16 protein-coding genes are annotated in these 17674 nt (G+C 37.5%); all 16 read right to left on the bottom strand.

Features of this window, described 5'->3' with window-relative positions; genetic code table 11:
- Positions 1 to 21: 21 nt before the first annotated feature.
- On the bottom strand, positions 22 to 1158 hold the full coding sequence (locus NFR29_RS01185) for a S41 family peptidase (protein ID WP_251422006.1): 1137 nt from the start codon (positions 1156 to 1158) through the stop codon (positions 22 to 24).
- Position 1159: 1 nt separating this feature from the next.
- Positions 1160 to 2338, bottom strand: coding sequence for a murein hydrolase activator EnvC family protein (locus NFR29_RS01180; protein ID WP_251422003.1), 1179 nt, complete (start codon positions 2336 to 2338; stop codon positions 1160 to 1162).
- A gap of 10 nt (positions 2339 to 2348) precedes the next feature.
- Entirely contained in the window at positions 2349 to 3236 is an 888-nt protein-coding gene (gene ftsX / locus NFR29_RS01175; protein ID WP_251422001.1) for a permease-like cell division protein FtsX, read from the bottom strand.
- Entirely contained in the window at positions 3226 to 3912 is a 687-nt protein-coding gene (gene ftsE, locus NFR29_RS01170; protein ID WP_251421998.1) for a cell division ATP-binding protein FtsE, read from the bottom strand. The genes ftsX and ftsE overlap by 11 nt, the downstream gene beginning before the upstream one ends.
- Positions 3913 to 3925: 13 nt before the next feature.
- Complete coding sequence (locus NFR29_RS01165) at positions 3926 to 4858, bottom strand: transketolase family protein (protein ID WP_251421995.1); 933 nt, start codon at positions 4856 to 4858, stop codon at positions 3926 to 3928.
- A 2-nt stretch (positions 4859 to 4860) separates the two neighbouring features.
- The gene (locus NFR29_RS01160; RefSeq protein ID WP_251422370.1) at positions 4861 to 5694 is read right to left on the bottom strand and encodes a transketolase; all 834 of its coding nucleotides are present in this window, start codon (positions 5692 to 5694) and stop codon (positions 4861 to 4863) included.
- A gap of 34 nt (positions 5695 to 5728) precedes the next feature.
- Positions 5729 to 6820, bottom strand: coding sequence for a polysaccharide pyruvyl transferase CsaB (gene csaB / locus NFR29_RS01155; RefSeq protein WP_251421992.1), 1092 nt, complete (start codon positions 6818 to 6820; stop codon positions 5729 to 5731).
- A complete protein-coding gene (locus NFR29_RS01150) occupies positions 6813 to 8843 on the bottom strand; it encodes a DUF5693 family protein (RefSeq protein ID WP_251421990.1) in 2031 nt (676 codons plus the stop codon). Before NFR29_RS01150 ends, csaB begins: the two co-directional genes overlap by 8 nt.
- Before the next feature lie 18 nt (positions 8844 to 8861).
- Positions 8862 to 9554 (bottom strand): LmeA family phospholipid-binding protein, encoded by a 693-nt coding sequence (locus tag NFR29_RS01145; protein WP_251421987.1) that lies wholly within the window; start codon positions 9552 to 9554, stop codon positions 8862 to 8864.
- A gap of 8 nt (positions 9555 to 9562) precedes the next feature.
- Positions 9563 to 10670 (bottom strand): peptide chain release factor 2 gene (gene prfB, locus NFR29_RS01140; protein ID WP_251421984.1). Its coding sequence is split into 2 segments (ribosomal slippage): positions 9563 to 10612 and positions 10614 to 10670, totalling 1107 coding nucleotides; the frame shifts between segments, so codons are not numbered across the junction.
- A gap of 172 nt (positions 10671 to 10842) precedes the next feature.
- A complete protein-coding gene (gene secA / locus NFR29_RS01135; protein ID WP_251421981.1) occupies positions 10843 to 13278 on the bottom strand; it encodes a preprotein translocase subunit SecA in 2436 nt (811 codons plus the stop codon).
- 185 nt (positions 13279 to 13463) lie between these two features.
- A complete protein-coding gene (gene hpf, locus NFR29_RS01130; RefSeq protein ID WP_251421976.1) occupies positions 13464 to 13997 on the bottom strand; it encodes a ribosome hibernation-promoting factor, HPF/YfiA family in 534 nt (177 codons plus the stop codon).
- 246 nt (positions 13998 to 14243) lie between these two features.
- Complete coding sequence (locus tag NFR29_RS01125) at positions 14244 to 14441, bottom strand: cold shock domain-containing protein (RefSeq protein WP_251421973.1); 198 nt, start codon at positions 14439 to 14441, stop codon at positions 14244 to 14246.
- Between the two features lie 490 nt (positions 14442 to 14931).
- Complete coding sequence (locus NFR29_RS01120; protein WP_251421971.1) at positions 14932 to 15651, bottom strand: amino acid ABC transporter ATP-binding protein; 720 nt, start codon at positions 15649 to 15651, stop codon at positions 14932 to 14934.
- The gene (locus tag NFR29_RS01115; RefSeq protein ID WP_251421968.1) at positions 15648 to 16298 is read right to left on the bottom strand and encodes an amino acid ABC transporter permease; all 651 of its coding nucleotides are present in this window, start codon (positions 16296 to 16298) and stop codon (positions 15648 to 15650) included. The genes NFR29_RS01120 and NFR29_RS01115 overlap by 4 nt, the downstream gene beginning before the upstream one ends.
- 12 nt (positions 16299 to 16310) lie before the next feature.
- Positions 16311 to 17117, bottom strand: coding sequence for a basic amino acid ABC transporter substrate-binding protein (locus NFR29_RS01110; protein ID WP_251421966.1), 807 nt, complete (start codon positions 17115 to 17117; stop codon positions 16311 to 16313).
- Positions 17118 to 17674: the final 557 nt, after the last annotated feature.

Genomic DNA, 17674 nt, shown 5'->3' with positions numbered 1-17674 from the left:
ACCATTGCTATAACGCTAAGTTTATTGCAATACTTCTAGTGCTTTTTGAACTTGAACATCGGAAGTCGTCCCATTTGGAGTCACTCCATTTGGTAATTCAACTTCTACATCTGGTTTTATACCAATACCATCAATAATACGATCATTAGGAGTATGATATTTAGCAATCGTCACTTTAATACCTTCTCCATCAAAGTTAGGATAAATGGTTTGCACCGTTCCTTTACCATAACTTGTAGTACCTACGATAGTACCTAGCTTTCGATCTTGCACCGCACCGGCAATAATTTCAGAAGCGCTAGCCGAACCTTTATTAATCAAAACGACCATTGGCACTGGCATATCTACACCTTTAGAACTATACATTGTAGATTCACCGCTCCGTGGCGTCATACTTACGAGAGGTCCTTCTGGCATAATAACGCTAGCAATATCTTCTGCGCTATTTAATAATCCTCCTGGATTATCACGCAAATCAAGAACTAATGAAGTCATCCCTTTATTTCGTAATTGATCATATTGCTCTTTAAAAGCCTCTGCTGTATGTTCTGCAAATTGACTAATTCGAATATATCCTACCGTATCTGTTAACATGTGACTTTTTACAGTAGGCAATGTGATTTCTTCTCGAGTAATAGTGAAAGTCTGTCTTTCCCCATCCCGTTCAATTACAATAGTCACGTCAGTGCCAGCTTCACCGCGTATGGTTGCAGCAGCCTCTTCGATTTTCATATCTTTTGTATCTTTTTCGTCAATAGATATGATATAGTCGCCACTTTTTAATCCGGCTTTATAAGCTGGCTGGTCATCAATAACAGTCACTGCTTCTAGACCTTTATCACCGTAACCTAAGACCATCCCAATGCCTGCATAAGTACCAGATGTATGTTGTTTTATGGTATTTAAATCTTCTTCATCTAAATACACACTATGCGGTTCTTGTAAGGATTCAATCATACCTTTTAGAGCGCCTTCAAATAATTCACCCTTACTAACAGGATCCATAAATTTCTGTGTCGCTACATAATAGGTAAAAGCGAATTTTGGGAGACCCCAAAAACTGCCCGATAAATACCAAAAAGTAAACCACATAACGAGTATGCCTGCCCCTATATATCTAAAAAGGTTCCAGCATATATTTCTTATATTCCACTTCATTTTATAAATAACCCATAGGATCTACTGGATCCCCATCTACGCGGACCTCAAAGTGAACGTGAGGGCCTGTACTATTACCAGTACTACCAGCATAAGCAATGAGCGAACCTTTGCTAACATATTGACCGTCGCCAACAGCGAGATCAGAATTATGTGCGTAAAGAGTAGATAAACCATTGCTATGGTCGATGATAACGGCATAACCATAACCACCGAGCCAGCCAGCCCACACGACAGTACCACTATCTGCTGCGTATACAGGATCTCCTTCATCAACACCAATATCGATACCAGCATGAAGAATTGAAGTCCCCCAAATTGGATGAATACGATAACCAAAGGACGATGTAAGAGGACCACTAGCAGGCCAACCTAAAACACCAGACCCTTGTGACCAAGTAGCATTTTGTTCGGCCGCAGCAGCCGCTGATGCGGCTTCCGCTGCACGTGCAGATTGTCGTTCTCGCAACAATGCAGTTACTTGTGCAGAAGCAGCATTTAACTCTTCAATAGCTTGCATAGCTGTAGCACGATCATTTTGTGCTCGTGCTAATACTTCGTTACGCTCTGCTTTTTTCGCTTCAATTTCTGCTTGTTTAGCTAAAGCAGCTTTTTCAATTTCTAATAATTGTGCTCGTTTTGCTTCTAATTCTTGTTTGCGAATCTCGATTTCTTCGCGCTCTCTTTTAATCTCATTAATCAAATTAATATCAGCGTCAATGATTCGTTTTAAAATTTCTAAGCGATTCGCAAAATCTGTAAAGTCTTTAGAGCCAATCACAACATCCAAATAACTAAGACGGCCATTGATATAAATATCGCGAACCCGCTTATAAAAGACAGCTTCTCGTTGTTCAAGACGTCGTTGTGCCTCTTCTAATTGTTGCGTACTCACTGCAATATCAGCTTCTACAGCAACGCGCTGTTCTGTTATAACTGCTAATTCAGCATTGGCCTGTCTTAATTCTTCTTCAATTTGTCGCAATTGTTCCGATACGCTACCAATAACGACTTCAGCGTTGGCTTGCTTAGAACTCTGTTCATTAACTTGCTGCTGTATTGAATCTAACTGATTTGTTAAATCCTCATCTACAGCCCATATATGAGTCGGTATTCCCGTCAATACCAAACCTGTCAAAAGGGCTGCTAAGAGGCGAGTTTTAAATGTATACTGTCTCATATAACCCCTATTATACTTTCATATATTGACGCAATGAAATGGTACTACCAATAGCACCTACGACGATACCACCTGCTAATAAGTAAAGGATAACGTCATAGAAAAACGGGAACATTGGTACTAATGGGAAAAATGCTAGTGATCTAGCTACTTCTAAGGTAATGAAATTGTATAACCAGCCTACACAAGCAACGGCAATGATAGCACCAATTAAACCTAATAGCATACCTTCAATCAAGAATGGCCAGCGAATAAATCCATTAGTAGCCCCTACGTATTTCATAATGGCAATCTCTTTGCGACGCGCAAATACAGTGAGGCGAATCGTATTGGAAATAATAAACAATGTAGCCCCTGCCAAGAATGCAATGAGTATAATACCACCAAAACGAATAACTTGAGTAATGCGGAACAATTCCTCAATGATATCTTGTCCATAGTGAGTACTTTCAACACCGCTGAATGTAGTGACTAACTTAGCTGTTGTTTTCACATCTTCTGGGTTTTCAAAAGTCAGTACATAGGAATTAGGCAACGGGTTTACCCCATCTAAAGCATTGACTAATTGTTGTTGCTCCCCAAGGCGTTCTTTAAAATCTTTCATAGCCTGTTCTTTATTGACAAATTCAAGCTGTTTTAAATTAGGTATCGCCTTGATTTGCTTTCCTGTTTCCATGATTTGTTCAGTAGTAAGACCATCTTTTAAATAGACGCTTAATTGTACTTGATTTTCCAGATTAGACGCCATATTGTTTAAATTCATAACGCCACAAAGGAATACGCCAAGCATAAATAAAGACAATGCTACTGTAGAAATAGAAGCTAATGTCATGAGACCATTACGCTTCATAGACTTAAGCGCTTCTTTAAAGAAATATTTCATTGTTCTAGGCTTCATTGAATTCTGCACCTCTCATATTATCACTTTGTATGCGACCATCTTTTAATTCGATAACCCGCTTATTCAAATACGTAACGATATCCATGTTATGAGTAATCATAACAACCGTAGTGCCGAAATCATTGATGTGCTTAAACAAATCTACAATATCTTTACTCGTAGTTGGATCAAGATTACCTGTCGGTTCATCAGCAATCAATACAGTCGGTCTATTTACAATAGCTCGAGCAATGGCAACCCGTTGTTGCTCTCCTCCAGATAAATCTTCTGGCAAATCGTTTGCTTTATCAGTAAGTCCGACTAGCTCTAATACATGAGCTACTTTTTCTTTAATAACTTTTGGTTTTTCCTCAATTACTTCTAAGGCAAAAGCAATATTTTCAGCTACCGTTTTATTAGGCAATAGTCTAAAGTCTTGGAATACAACACCTAATTTACGACGCAATTTAGGAATGCGACTACGGCGCATTTTGGTGACTTCATACTCATCCACAATAACGCTACCAGAATCAGGCACGACTTCATGTGTCAAAAGTTTAAACAATGTAGATTTACCTGCTCCACTATGACCACAGACAAGCACAAATTCACCGTCGTGAATATTGAGGCACACATCATCTAGCGCAACAGATCCATTTTCATATACTTTACTAACATTTTTAAATTCAATCATGGGTTCCCCTTTATTATTTACGTGTTACCACTCGCTTAACAGCTTCTACAATATGAGCTGCTGTCAAACCATATTTAGCCATTAATTCATTAGGTGTACCACTTTCCCCAAATGTATCTTTTACACCAACAAATTCCATCGGCACAGGATGATTAGCAGCAACGACTTCAGCTACAGCAGAACCAAGACCGCCTAATACATTATGTTCTTCTGCTGTTACAATAGCGCCTGTTGTAGTAGCAGCTTTCACAATCGCTTCTGCGTCGATTGGTTTAATAGAAGCCATATTGACTACTGTACAAGCAATACCGTTATTGTTCAATTCTTTTGCCGCTTCTAGTGCAGGACCTACAAGGGCACCACAAGCGATAATAGTAGCATCAGGACCTTCTTGCAATATAGTGGATGTACCAGGTGTGAAAGTATAGCCTTCCGGCATAACATCGTCTACACTAGCACGGCCTAGGCGAACGTATACAGGCCCTTCATATTGAGCAGCCCATTCGATAACAGCTTCTGTCTCTCGTTCGTCAGCAGGTACTATTACAGTCATATTTGACAATACGCGCATACATGCAATATCTTCTAAACTCTGGTGTGTAGCACCATCTTCACCTACAGTGATACCAGCATGAGTAGCACAGATTTTTACATTTAATTTTGGATAACATACGGCATTTCGAATTTGTTCAAAAGCACGGCCAGTAGCAAACATAGCAAAAGAAGATACAAATGGAATTTTCCCAGCTGCTGCCAAACCAGCACCAACAGAGATTAAATTTTGTTCTGCAATACCTACATTAAAAAATCGATTACTATTATCTTTTTTAAATGTATCTGTCTTAGTAGATTTCGATAAATCTGCATCGAGAACAACGATATTGGTATTCTCTTTACCGATACGAGCTAAGGCATTACCGTATGCTTCACGTGTTGCTTTACCCATTATTACACCCCCATAATTTCATTGACAAATGCTTCACCTTGTTCAGCACTAGGCGCTTTACCATGCCAACCTGCTTGGCCTTCCATTTCTTTTACGCCTTTTCCTTTTACCGTATGCATAACGATGCAAGTAGGCCCTTCTGTAAAGGCTTTAGCACTTTCGATAGCATTATGTAACTCAGTTATATTATGACCATCGACTTCGATTACGTTCCAGTTGAAAGCTTTAAATTTCTCTGGAATAGGTAATGGCGATAAGACCTCTCTAATGTCTCCATCAATTTGTAAGCCATTGAAATCTACAAAAGCAGTCAAATTATTTAATTTGTAATGACCAGCAAACATAGCTGCTTCCCAAACTTGACCTTCTTCTAACTCACCATCTCCAAGAACGGCATATACGCGGTATCCAGCATTGTCGATTTTACCCGCCAAAGCCATACCTGCTGCTGCAGAAATACCTTGTCCAAGAGAACCAGTCGACATATCTACACCAGGTGTATATTTCATATCTGGATGACCTTGTAAGATATGGTCAATTTTTCGTAAATTCAATAATTCTTCTTTAGGGAAATATCCTTTTTCTGCTAGCGTCGCATATAAGGCAGGCGCTGCATGACCTTTAGATAAAACAAAACGATCCCGATTTGGATCCTTTGGATTCTTTGGGTCTACCTTCATTTCCAGAAAATATAGTAAAGCCATAATATCTGCAATGGACAAAGAACCACCAGGATGGCCAGATTTAGCAGCAGTTACGGATCTAATAATACTAGCTCGAATCGCTTTAGCTTTCTCTTCAACTAATTGTAATTGCTCTTGTGTCAATGTAGTCATAGAGACCTCTCTTTCTGGATAGGATCCATTTAAATTAACCATGGTTTAGAAGCGATAGTGCAATCTCTGCATTCCGCTTCGAATCTACACGCAGTTGTTTAATCCGTTCAAACGAGCCCCTATAAGAGTCGGTACTCGTTAATAAATCGCGACAACGTTCATATAACATTTGCGGATCTAATTCTTTCATCGTTCCAATTGGCTCTTGTCCAATCATATGAAGGAAACTTGTAATCTTGGGATCATAAGAAATTCCAATAACAGGCTTGTTCATTAAGGAACTAAAAACAAGTGCATGAAGACGAACGCCAATCATAACATCTACATTACCTGATAAAGAAACTTGCTCCTCTGTTGTAAAAGGCCCTTCTAATACGATAGATGGCGCTGTCATAAGATGAGCAATTTCTTTTGCCTCCATTGTATCATCTGGATGAGACATAGGAATGAAGATAATTTCTGCATTATCTTTTTCACTAAGATTCGACAAAACAGTGGCTAAGCTTGTGCGGTATGCTGTATCTTCTTTCCAGCTACGTACAGCAATACCGATTCGCTTTTTATCACTAGACGTATTGCAGTCATAGCTTTCTAATATGTTGCGTCCTACCGATATATCGCCTTGATGCATAGCCAATACAGCATCAGCTGTCACCTCTACATCGTGAATACCTAATGATTGAAGTTCCTCTTTCGATATAGAGTCACGAACAGTAATGCGATCAACGTATTTTAACATAAAGCTAACAGCTTTACGCGTCGATTGACGATATAAAGGTCCAATCCCTTGCGAATAGAGCATAACAGGCTTACCAAATAACTTAGCAAGGCCCATAATACTCAAGTAATAATAGGTGTTTCGAATACTTGTTGCATCTTGCAGAAGACTACCTCCACCACTAATGACTAGATCAGCTTTAGTAATGGCTTTTACAATCGATAATCCCGCAAAAGTACCTACCGCTTGTATATTATGTTTTCGACTCGTTTCTGTAGGATTCCCGGAAATAACAGTAATATGAGCTGTACTTTCTACATCTCTAATGGCATCGATAATAGCGGATAACATAGCTTCATCGCCAGCATTGCCAAAACCGTAATACCCGGAAATAACGATATTACTCATGGCTTTCCTCCTTAGCGACGAACCATTGAGCGATATATAGGCATAGGCGGACGCCAATAATAGCGACTACACCTAATACTGCGCCTAATAAAAGTCCATCATAACCACGCATAATAGACATAAATACTGGCGTTCGAACGTGACAGAATGTTTGAACCATAGAAGCTATGCCAATAACGCCAGCAATGGTCAAGACGAAGTGAATAACCATTGGCCATTTGCGAAGTAATGCAAAAGTTGCCAACATCAATGCAGGATGACCGATGAGGAATTCCTTTTCTCGAGGTCTTGCATATAATGTATTCTCCAGAAATCTGCGCAACATCAGTTCAAAGCTAGGTACTGGAACACCTGCTGTATGACCACTACGCCCCACAAAAATCCAACCTGCCGCGCCTAATGCAGCAACTACAAAGAAAACGTACATTTTTACATCTGCAGTGAAAAATTCCACTACAAATTGTTTTGCTTCTTTTGAAGAATTGATCATACGCCCTTTCCATAATGGGAATCGCTGTAAATAAGCAATAGCCACCAAAATGACTGGTAATACAAAAGTTAATTTAACACCTCTAAATAAAGCGAACTCCATAAAGAATCGTGTATTCCCTAATAAAGCAGCTACATACATAGCACCTACTGCAGCAATAATAGCTGCTACGAGTAGATAAAAGAGGGATAATATTGTGGCTTTCCATGGCTCTATTTTGAGAGATTCACTATATCGGCGCCACTCTTCCATAAGAAGAATCATCGCCCCTACAGGTGCCAAAATAGCTGCAAAAAAAGCCCATACTTGAGTAATCAAGGTACCACTTGTCATAGTCATGCCTACTAAAGACAGGATAGACAGCACTACAAAAGCTATAATTTGCCATATTTTTTGCATAGCAATGAGCATTTGCCCTACATAAATAAATAGAGCTACACTACCAATAATAGTGAGTCCCAATGCAATTGGATTAGGCTCATAAGGTGGATAAATATTAGCAGGACCAAATTTATAGCCTTTTTCAGCTAACTTAGTAGTGGCTATATCGATATAATTTATGGTCGTTTGTAATACGGTTTCATTATTTTGTCCCGTTTCATAAACAGGGAATAAATTAAATCGAATATTCCGTTCTATATCGCTAATATAGAAGCGTTGTGCAGCCTCTTGCGGAGCAATTTTCTTTAACTCTTCTTTAGCAATTGTATAGACCCGACCTACACTATACTCTTTCTTAGCAGCCATCTCTAAGAAACCCATTTGTGGTTCATATTGCAACTGATTAACTGCTTCAATACCAACTAATGGAATGTGCAACTCATCCATATGAGCTAGTGTTTCATCAATATAGTGAGGTGCGCCTAACACTTCTTTACCAGCAAATATCATGCCCGTAACACGAGGAACACCTTCTAAACGACTAAATACATGTGCTATATCTTCAGGTGTTACATTTCGATAATTCGTAGGTCTAACGATAACGTTAAAACCTGAGTCTGCTACTTCCATAGCTTGAATTTTGGAAATACCTAAACTTAATTTTGCATAGTTTTCAGCACTAGCACCATATAGCTGAAGGACAGGACCAATGCTCGTTTGTAACTCTTTAACTTTATCTTTACTAATGCGATGATATAAATCTTCCCGAATCTCTCGATAATACCCTTCTTTTCCTGGCACTAGAGCTACATAAGTAGCACCAGGCGTTGCTGTATCACCATCAATCCTCACATTCGATAAATCCTGAGCATTAAGCAATTTGATATGACCAGCATCATTTGCTTTTTCTAATGTCCGATCATAAATGGCAAACGCTGTTACACCTGCATCTTTTAGTGCATCAAAAGCCTCTTCTTGACTTCGCTTTTCAAAAGCATTAGCTCTTAATACAGCATCATAATCGACAATATTTTCAATGTGATTTTGCACTTTCTCGACATTGTGTCTTTCCACCACTAAATACAAGGAGGATAAAAGACCGATAATGATACATGCAATGAGAACTAAGGAATGCTTAGTTTTATTAATCATCTGCACGATAAATCCTTTCTAATTGATTACAGGTTTGATTTTAATATGAATTTCATCACTTTCCACACTAACAGACTCTGCTTTCACAGGAATTGGAAATGTATTGAAATCATAAATCGTAATTGGCTCTAACACTTGTGATGTCAAACCACCGACAGTACTACCATTAATAGTAAATCGAGTAGGCGCAAAGGAAAGTACATTGTCTTTTAATTCTAAATTACCTTCCAAATTACCTTGTCCACGAAGAGCACCTAATAAGTTAACAGATCCAGAAACAGTAATTTTTTCGTTGCTAAGTTTTACATTGCCATTTTCTAACCCTGGCGTATTATCAACGAGGAACGTTTTTAAATCATCAGCCAATACAATACCTTCTAAAGAAGCGCTATTAGCACTGATTACATCAATCTCACGAGACATAAGCAAAGACACAGGATTGATTTTCAATCCTTCTGCACTATATTGAAAATGATTGAAATTTAATTTTCCTAACTTTACGTTCTCTAATGTACCTTTTACTTCATCCACTTCCCCATAGGTCAATTTAAAAGCAGGCATAGAACTAATATCTATAGTTTGGCTACTAGGATGTAATGCTTCATCAAGTTCAGATTGTACTTGTGATTCCAAATAAGATGGAAGTGCAAATTGTGCACCTACGGCGAGAAGCACAATGAGGAAAATAAGGAATAGAAAAAACTTTTTCATATAATCTCCTATACTGTTAAATTAGCTTCCTTCTTAAGGAATCCTTCGATAAATTGGTCTAAGTTGCCATCCATAACGGCTTGTACATTACCTGTTTCTACAGATGTACGGTGATCTTTTACCATATTGTAAGGATGGAATACGTAAGAACGAATTTGACTACCCCACTCGATAGCTTGATAAGTGCCACCAATTTGTTCTTTTAATTCTGCTTGTTTTTCTAATTCTAATTCAAATAATTTAGCTCTCAATAATCGCAAAGCTTGTTCTCTATTTTGCATTTGAGACCGTTGCGATTGACATTGCACGACGATGCCTGTCGGTTTATGGGTCATTCGAACAGCAGAATCTGTTTTATTAATATGCTGACCACCAGCACCACTAGCACGATAAGTATCGACTTGAACGTCCTTCATATCGATATTGATTTCTACAGCATCATCAATTTCTGGCATGACATCAACGGCTGCAAAAGATGTATGGCGACGAGCCGCTGCATCGAAAGGAGAAATGCGAACGAGGCGATGTACCCCTTTTTCTGATTTCAAATAGCCAAAGGCATTTTCCCCTTTTACAAGAAACGTAGCACTTTTAATACCAGCTTCATCACCTGGTTGCTCATCCATTAACTCAATGGAAAAACCGGCTTTTTCAGTCCATCTTAGATACATACGAATCAACATGGAGCACCAATCTTGCGCTTCTGTACCTCCAGCGCCAGCATGGAAGGTTAAAATCGCATTATTAGCATCATATTCTCCACTTAAGAGTAACAATACTTCTTGTTTCTCTACCGCTTCTTGAATGCCATTGATAAACTGCTTAATCTCATTTTCCATAGAACTATCGTCTTCTTCAATAGCTAAATCAAGCATCATGCTTGCATCGTCAATATCAGATACTAATTGCTTATACCCTTCTACAGAGTTTTTCAATTGTGTCGCTTCCTGTGATATTTCACGGGCTTTATCAGGATTGTCCCAAAATGTAGGGTCACTCATTTGTACATCGAGAGTGAAGATTCGATCTTCTTTCTGAGCGATGTTAAAGTGAATCCCTCATTCCATAAATACGTTCTTCTAGATTCGCTATCATTGGCTTTAAATCTTCTAACAATTTATGTCACCGCCTTTATCAATTCTATACTCATTTTTTACATTATAGATAACTCATATGACTACATCATATTTATCTTATTAACGTATTACAGTATTACTACAATGCCGTAATAAAAGAAAAATGGCCGTTGCTAGAAGGGAATCCATCAGCAACGTGCCATTTCACAAATCTAATCTATGTTTTGTGGCTCCAACACATCTTCATGATGGGACTGTGCACCCTCTAATTGATCTTTCGGTTCTTCAATTTCTTCAATCAATTGTGCACGAATTTTATACAATGCCATAATCGTTTCATCTTGAATGGCTTCGACCATACGTTGGAACATTTCATAGGCTTCAAATTTATATTCCACAAGTGGATTTTTTTGGCCATACGCACGAAGGCCAATTCCTTCGCGAAGCATATCCATGTTATCTAAGTGTTCCATCCATTTGTTATCTACTACGCGTAACATAATTGCTCGTTCTAATTCATTAAACATAGCATCTCCTAACAAGTCGATACGATGTTGGTATTCTTCATGAGCAATATCATGCAAGCGTTCATCTAACTCTTGGCGTGTATAGTTTTCCATATCTTCTGCAGACATAATCTCTTCTGTTAAGAAGTATTGGCTAAGGTGTGTATACAAACCTTCATAATCCCATTCTTCTGGATAGAGTTTTTCGTCTGCATAGGTGTCTACCGCTTCTGTTACAAGGCGATCAATCATTTCTTTAATCGTATCTCGTAATGATTCATTACCTAAGATGCGACGGCGTTGTTCGTACAGGACTTCCCTTTGTTGATTCATAACATCATCATATTCCAAAATATATTTACGAATATTGTAGTTATGATCTTCGACTTTTTTCTGAGCTCGTTCAATTGATTTTGTAATCAATGAATGTTCAATTGGCTCATCTTCTTCCATGCCTAAACGATCCATAATGCCAGAGATGTTATCAGCTCCGAAAATACGCATCAAATCGTCTTCTAAAGATAAGAAGAATTGAGAGGATCCAGGGTCCCCTTGACGACCAGAACGACCGCGCAACTGATTATCGATACGACGACTTTCATGGCGTTCTGTACCTAAAATAGCAAGGCCTCCAAGTTCAGGTACGCCTTCACCTAATGTAATATCAGTACCTCGTCCAGCCATATTAGTAGCAATCGTAACCATACCCATTTGGCCTGCATTCGCTACGATTTCTGCTTCCTGTTCGTGATGTTTTGCATTTAATACTTTGTGTGGAATGCCTGCGCGTAACAACATATCAGATAATTCCTCTGATTGTGTAATCGACGTAGTACCAATCAAGATTGGTTGTCCTAATTTATGTCGTTCTGCTGCATTGCGCACTACAGCGCGATACTTAGCAGCTTTTGTTTTAAAGATTTGATCGGCCAAATCTAAACGAATCAACGGACGGTTTGGCGGAATAGGAATAACGTCTAAACCGTAAATATCATTAAACTCTTTTTCCTCAGTTTTGGCAGTACCTGTCATACCTGCTAATTTATGGTACATACGGAAATAGTTTTGGAATGTAACAGATGCTAATGTTTGGCTTTCACGTTCTACTTTAAGGCCTTCTTTAGCTTCAATAGCTTGATGCAATCCGTCGGAATAACGACGACCAAACATTAAACGACCTGTGAACTCATCTACAATAACGACTTGTCCATCTTTAACTACATAATCTGTATCGCGGTGCATCATCGCATGAGCTCGTAAGGAAGCTCCTAACAAGTGATTAAGCTCGATATTTTCAGCATCATACAGATTTTCGACACCTAACATCCTCTCTACTTTTGCAATCCCTGCATCAGTAGGAGCGATAGTCTTCTGCTTTTCATCAACCGTATAATCTTCATCTTTCACAAGATGAGGTACGATTTCAGCTAATTTATAATAATTATCTGTAGAACGGTTACCTGGCCCAGAAATAATAAGCGGTGTACGAGCTTCGTCGATTAAAATGGAGTCCACTTCATCAACGATGGCATAATTTAATGGACGTTGCACCATTTGAGACACTTCAGAAACCATGTTATCGCGCAAATAATCAAAACCAAACTCGTTGTTTGTACCATATGTTACGTCAGCACTATAAGCTTCTCTTCGTTGATGGTAATCTAAATTAGCCACAATAAGACCTGTAGAAAGGCCTAAGAAACTATATAGACGTCCCATTTGTTCGCTATCGCGACGCGCCAAATAATCATTAACAGTAACTACGTGGACACCTTTCCCTGTTAAAGCATTTAAATATACCGCCAAAGTAGCTACTAACGTTTTACCTTCACCAGTACGCATTTCTGCAATATTGCCCTTATGAAGACAAATGCCGCCCATTAATTGCACGTCAAAATGGCGCATTCCCAATACGCGTTTTGATGCTTCACGACATACGGCAAATGCTTCTGGTAAAATATCATCTAATGTTTCACCTTTTGCAAGACGACGTTTAAATTCTTCTGTTTTTGCCACTAAATTTGTATCACTGAGTCTTTCAAATTCTGCCTCTAATTCATTTATATGGTCTACTACTTTGCGCATTTTCTTCAATTCTTTAGCGCTAGTATTACCAAAAAGACTTTGTAAAAAGTCAAACAATCAAATCACTCCTCTATAGGACATATCATTACATTATTTTATCTTATTTATTATAACGAAAAAGCCTTGAATAGTCAAAATTCAAGGCTTTTTACAACAATTTTATCGATTTATTTTCAATATACCATCGATTATTTCTCTATATAGTTTCGTACCTAAAAGACTGATTCGTTCACGAATGTTAACTACTGAAGTTCTGGTTCGATCAAACCATAGAATCCATCATGTCTACGATATACAACATTCATTGTTTCTGTTTCTGCATTAAAGAACATAAAGAAGTCATGCCCAATCAAGTTCATTTGCAAAATAGCTTCTTCTACATCCATAGGACGAACAACAAAATGTTTCCGTTTAACCACTTCTATTTGTTCTTCTTCTACAGGTATATCTAATGTAGCCACATCGGGGCGGAACACTTCTTGTCGTTTAAAACGTTTTGCCAAACGAGTTTTATGTTTGTGAATCTGACGTACAATTTTATCAACAACGAGATCGATGGCAGCGTACATATCATCGTTAGTTTCCACACCACGTAATACAATCTTATCGACAAAACAAGTTAACTCAACAGTTGCTTTTTCTTTTGCCACAGATAGTACTGCTTGTGCATCTAACTCATCATCAAAGTAACGAGTCAATTTGCTCAATCGTTTTTCTACATAAGCTCTAAGAGCAGCTGTTACTTCAATGTTTTTACCTCTGACTTGTACCTTCATATGTCAACATCCTTTCTAACAATCCACAAACAATATATCCCTATAGATATATCATTGTGTTATTTAAATATTTCTACCAACTTCAGAAAAACTCCTGCTTTTATATTATATAAATTTATAAAAATATTTTAACAGATTAATAAGGAAACAAAAAACTCACATCGGATATAAATTTTCTCAACTTACATCCGACGTGAGTGTATATGACTATATAAAATTGGTATTCCTATACGTGTCGATTTCGTATTAGGCTTTCACAACGTTAGCCGCTTGCGGACCACGATTGCCATCAACGATATCAAATTGAACATTTTGGCCTTCGCTCAAGGATTTGAATCCTTCATCTTGAATCGCAGAATAATGTACGAATACATCGCTGCTATCTTCTCTTTCAATAAATCCATAGCCTTTTTCTGCGCTGAACCATTTTACTTTACCCAACATGGTAACATCCTCCTAAAATATCTATATGTCTTAACTGTCTTGCACTACACTTGTATCATAGCACACTATGCATAAAATATCAAATAATAATAATTTCCTTTTAATGATTATACATATATAACTTTTTGTCAGTATCAACTATACATCAGAAGAAATTCAGATATTTATTCATTCATTTCAATCCTATATCTTTTTCTCATAATTAAGGGCCTTCTATATTAATAAACCATATTCGTATTAAAAATTATTATGCATAATCGTGTATGCATAAACCACGTTGATATCACAAATATTTATATCATTAATCTGTAAAACATGATGTACCTACTTAAACTAACCACTTTAGTTATAGATTTATTGTAAATTTTAATTTTTATTTATCATATTATTTGATATCTAAGAAATGCATAATCCTATATTTATAATAAAAAGTAGTCCTCTATGAAGATTAGAAAATCGTCACAAAGAACTACTGTATTCTTATTTTGGATTATAGAATTTTGGAGAGAAAACTCTTTGTTCGCTCATTAGTAGGCGTATCGAATATCTCTTGTGGTGTTCCATCTTCTAAGATTAAACCACCATCTACGAAGAGAACTCTATCAGCCACTTCTTTGGCAAAACCCATTTCATGAGTCACAATGACCATCGTCATTCCCTCTTCAGCAAGAGATTTCATAACATCTAAAACTTCCCGCACCATTTCAGGGTCCAAAGCAGATGTAGGTTCATCAAACAGCATGACTTTTGGTTTCATCGCTAATGCTCTAGCAATAGCAACACGCTGTTTTTGACCACCAGACAAGGAATTTGGATACGCTTTTGCTTTATCTGCTAGCCCAACTCGTTCTAACAATGCAAGAGCTATATTTTCAGCTTCTTGTTTCGGTGTTTTTCTCACTTTTGTTTGTGCCAATGTTAAATTATCAAGCACCGTCATATGAGGAAATAAATTGAAGTTTTGGAATACCATCCCCACTTCTTTGCGGACTTCGTTCAAATTGTTTTTATCCGCTAAATCCATGCTATCTACAATAACTTTTCCACTACTAGGTTCTTCTAAATAGTTCATAGTTCGTAACACCGTACTCTTGCCAGAACCAGAAGGGCCAATAATAACTACAACTTCCCCTTTTGCAATATGAAGATCAATGCCTTTTAGTACTTCGTTTTTACCAAAGGATTTACGCACCTTATCTAAAATAATCATTTTACGCTATTTTTCCTTTCCAAATAACCAACCAATTGAGAGATAGTAACAGTCATAATTAAGTAAATAACTGCTACAGTTCCCCAAATTTCAAAGGATGAGTAAGTTTTAGCAATGATCAACTGACCACGACGAGTCAACTCTTCAAATCCGATAACAGATACAAGAGAAGAATCTTTCAACATAGCAATAAACTCATTGCCCAATGGTGGAATAATAGCTCTGAAAGCTTGCGGCATAATGATATATCGCATAGTTTGGGCCCATGACAACCCGAGAGAGCGACCTGCTTCCATTTGTCCTTTATCAATAGATTGGATACCAGCACGGAAAATCTCAGATACGTAAGCACCAGAGTTAATACTACAAGCAGTAACAGCAGCAATAAATGGATCAATACGTTGACCTGTTATCATTGGTAAGGCGAAATAAATTAAGAAAATTTGCACCAATAAAGGTGTACCACGAATAATATCTACGTAGCATTTCGCCAATAATCGAACCACCATAAACCGAGATAAACCAGCTAAGGCTACTAATAACCCAATAAGAAAACCACAACCTACAGACATGGCTGTAATTTCAATTGTCACTAACGCCCCTTGTAATAACAAAGGTAAGTTATTAATGATAACATTCCAATCCATTCATGACTCCTATTATTTAAATTCTAATACTACCGGCATATCTGCAGGAGCATCTACATTAAACCACTTTTTATATAACTCATTGAATTCGCCATCAGCCTTCATATCAGCAATCGCTTTATTGATAGCTTCTTGCAATTCTTTGTTATCCTTATTCAAAGCTAACCCTAAGTATTCTTTTGTATTAGGGTACTCAAACAATTTGATAGATTCATCAGGGTGTTGTGTACTATAATACTGCGCTACTGGTAAATCGATAACAGTAGCATCTACACCACCATTTTGTAATTCTAACAAAGCTTCATTACTATGGTCAAATTCTGTTACTGTAGTACCTTCAATTTTATGAGCTAAATCAGCTCCTGTAGTCCCCATTTGAGCAGCGATTTTTTTACCTACTAAATCCTCTAAACTATTGATATTTACATCACCTTTATAGACTACAGCTAATGCATTTTCATAATAAGGAGATGAAAATAATACTTTTTCACTTCTCTGTGCGGTAATCGTCATGCCAGAAGCAGCTACATCAATATCACGTGTATTCAATGCTGGAATTAAAGCATCAAAGGCTACATTTTTAAGTTCTACATTTTTATTGAGTCGTTTACCAATAGCCCGAATCAACTCAATATCAAAACCAGTGTAGTCACTTGTTTTTTCATCTTTAAATTCAAATGGTACAAAGGTAGCATTTGTACCTACTACAATACTATTGCTTTTGTTAGCACCGTCAGAACCACAGCCAGCAATAAAAAAGCCTGCCATAGCTAGCATGAAACTACTTAAAATCAGTTTTTTTACTTTATTTTTTTTCATAAGTATTCCCTCACTTTACAAACTATCTTACGTTATAGTCATAGTATATAATAACCGAATATTTATGTCAATAATTTTATATATATTTTTAAAAAATGCATTATTAACGCCTTTTGATTTCATCTTTTATGCATTGACTGTATAAATATTCTATTTGTGTATAAAACAATTTGCCTGTTTTTTTATATATAACTATCATTTTTATATAGCTATGAATAAATGGCATACAAAAAGCACATGAGAAAGCCTCATGTGCCTGTATACGGCTGACCTGGTCTTTGCCCCCACACTCGCCTGCTGGAAGGTTCGCTCCTAAGCCTGTGGCTCCCCACTACTACTTCTCTCGGTTTACCGGCAGGACTTATATCTAAGCCGCACCATGCTCACAGTTTCTTAAACTGCTTATGTGGATCGTTTTGCCTGCGACTGGCCTCGACTTGCAACCACAGACCCGTATTCTTTAATTATAGAATATATAGCTAAGAAATGTCTATCAAATATACATATCTTATTATATATAAAGAAAGCAAGAAAGCAAACATATATTTCCTCTATTA

It is taken from the genome of Veillonella agrestimuris (assembly GCF_943193065.1).
In the GTDB taxonomy this organism is placed as follows: Bacteria; Bacillota; Negativicutes; order Veillonellales; family Veillonellaceae; genus Veillonella; species Veillonella agrestimuris.
This window is presented reverse-complemented; position numbering and strand designations above follow the sequence as displayed.

Bases quoted from the DNA above. Each gene is read 5' to 3' on its own strand.
- ftsE (WP_251421998.1), bottom strand. From the start codon at position 3,912: ATGATTGAATTTAAAAATGTTAGTAAAGTATATGAAAATGGATCTGTT.
- NFR29_RS01160 (WP_251422370.1), bottom strand. From the start codon at position 5,694: ATGACTACATTGACACAAGAGCAATTACAATTAGTTGAAGAGAAAGCT.
- NFR29_RS01150 (WP_251421990.1), bottom strand. From the start codon at position 8,843: ATGATTAATAAAACTAAGCATTCCTTAGTTCTCATTGCATGTATCATT.
- NFR29_RS01115 (WP_251421968.1), bottom strand. From the start codon at position 16,298: ATGGATTGGAATGTTATCATTAATAACTTACCTTTGTTATTACAAGGG.
- NFR29_RS01185 (WP_251422006.1), bottom strand. From the start codon at position 1,158: ATGAAGTGGAATATAAGAAATATATGCTGGAACCTTTTTAGATATATA.
- NFR29_RS01145 (WP_251421987.1), bottom strand. From the start codon at position 9,554: ATGAAAAAGTTTTTTCTATTCCTTATTTTCCTCATTGTGCTTCTCGCC.
- ftsX (WP_251422001.1), bottom strand. From the start codon at position 3,236: ATGAAGCCTAGAACAATGAAATATTTCTTTAAAGAAGCGCTTAAGTCT.
- csaB (WP_251421992.1), bottom strand. From the start codon at position 6,820: ATGAGTAATATCGTTATTTCCGGGTATTACGGTTTTGGCAATGCTGGC.
- NFR29_RS01125 (WP_251421973.1), bottom strand. From the start codon at position 14,441: ATGTTGGGTAAAGTAAAATGGTTCAGCGCAGAAAAAGGCTATGGATTT.
- NFR29_RS01110 (WP_251421966.1), bottom strand. From the start codon at position 17,117: ATGAAAAAAAATAAAGTAAAAAAACTGATTTTAAGTAGTTTCATGCTA.
- NFR29_RS01180 (WP_251422003.1), bottom strand. From the start codon at position 2,338: ATGAGACAGTATACATTTAAAACTCGCCTCTTAGCAGCCCTTTTGACA.
- NFR29_RS01165 (WP_251421995.1), bottom strand. From the start codon at position 4,858: ATGGGTAAAGCAACACGTGAAGCATACGGTAATGCCTTAGCTCGTATC.
- NFR29_RS01120 (WP_251421971.1), bottom strand. From the start codon at position 15,651: ATGATTATTTTAGATAAGGTGCGTAAATCCTTTGGTAAAAACGAAGTA.
- hpf (WP_251421976.1), bottom strand. From the start codon at position 13,997: ATGAAGGTACAAGTCAGAGGTAAAAACATTGAAGTAACAGCTGCTCTT.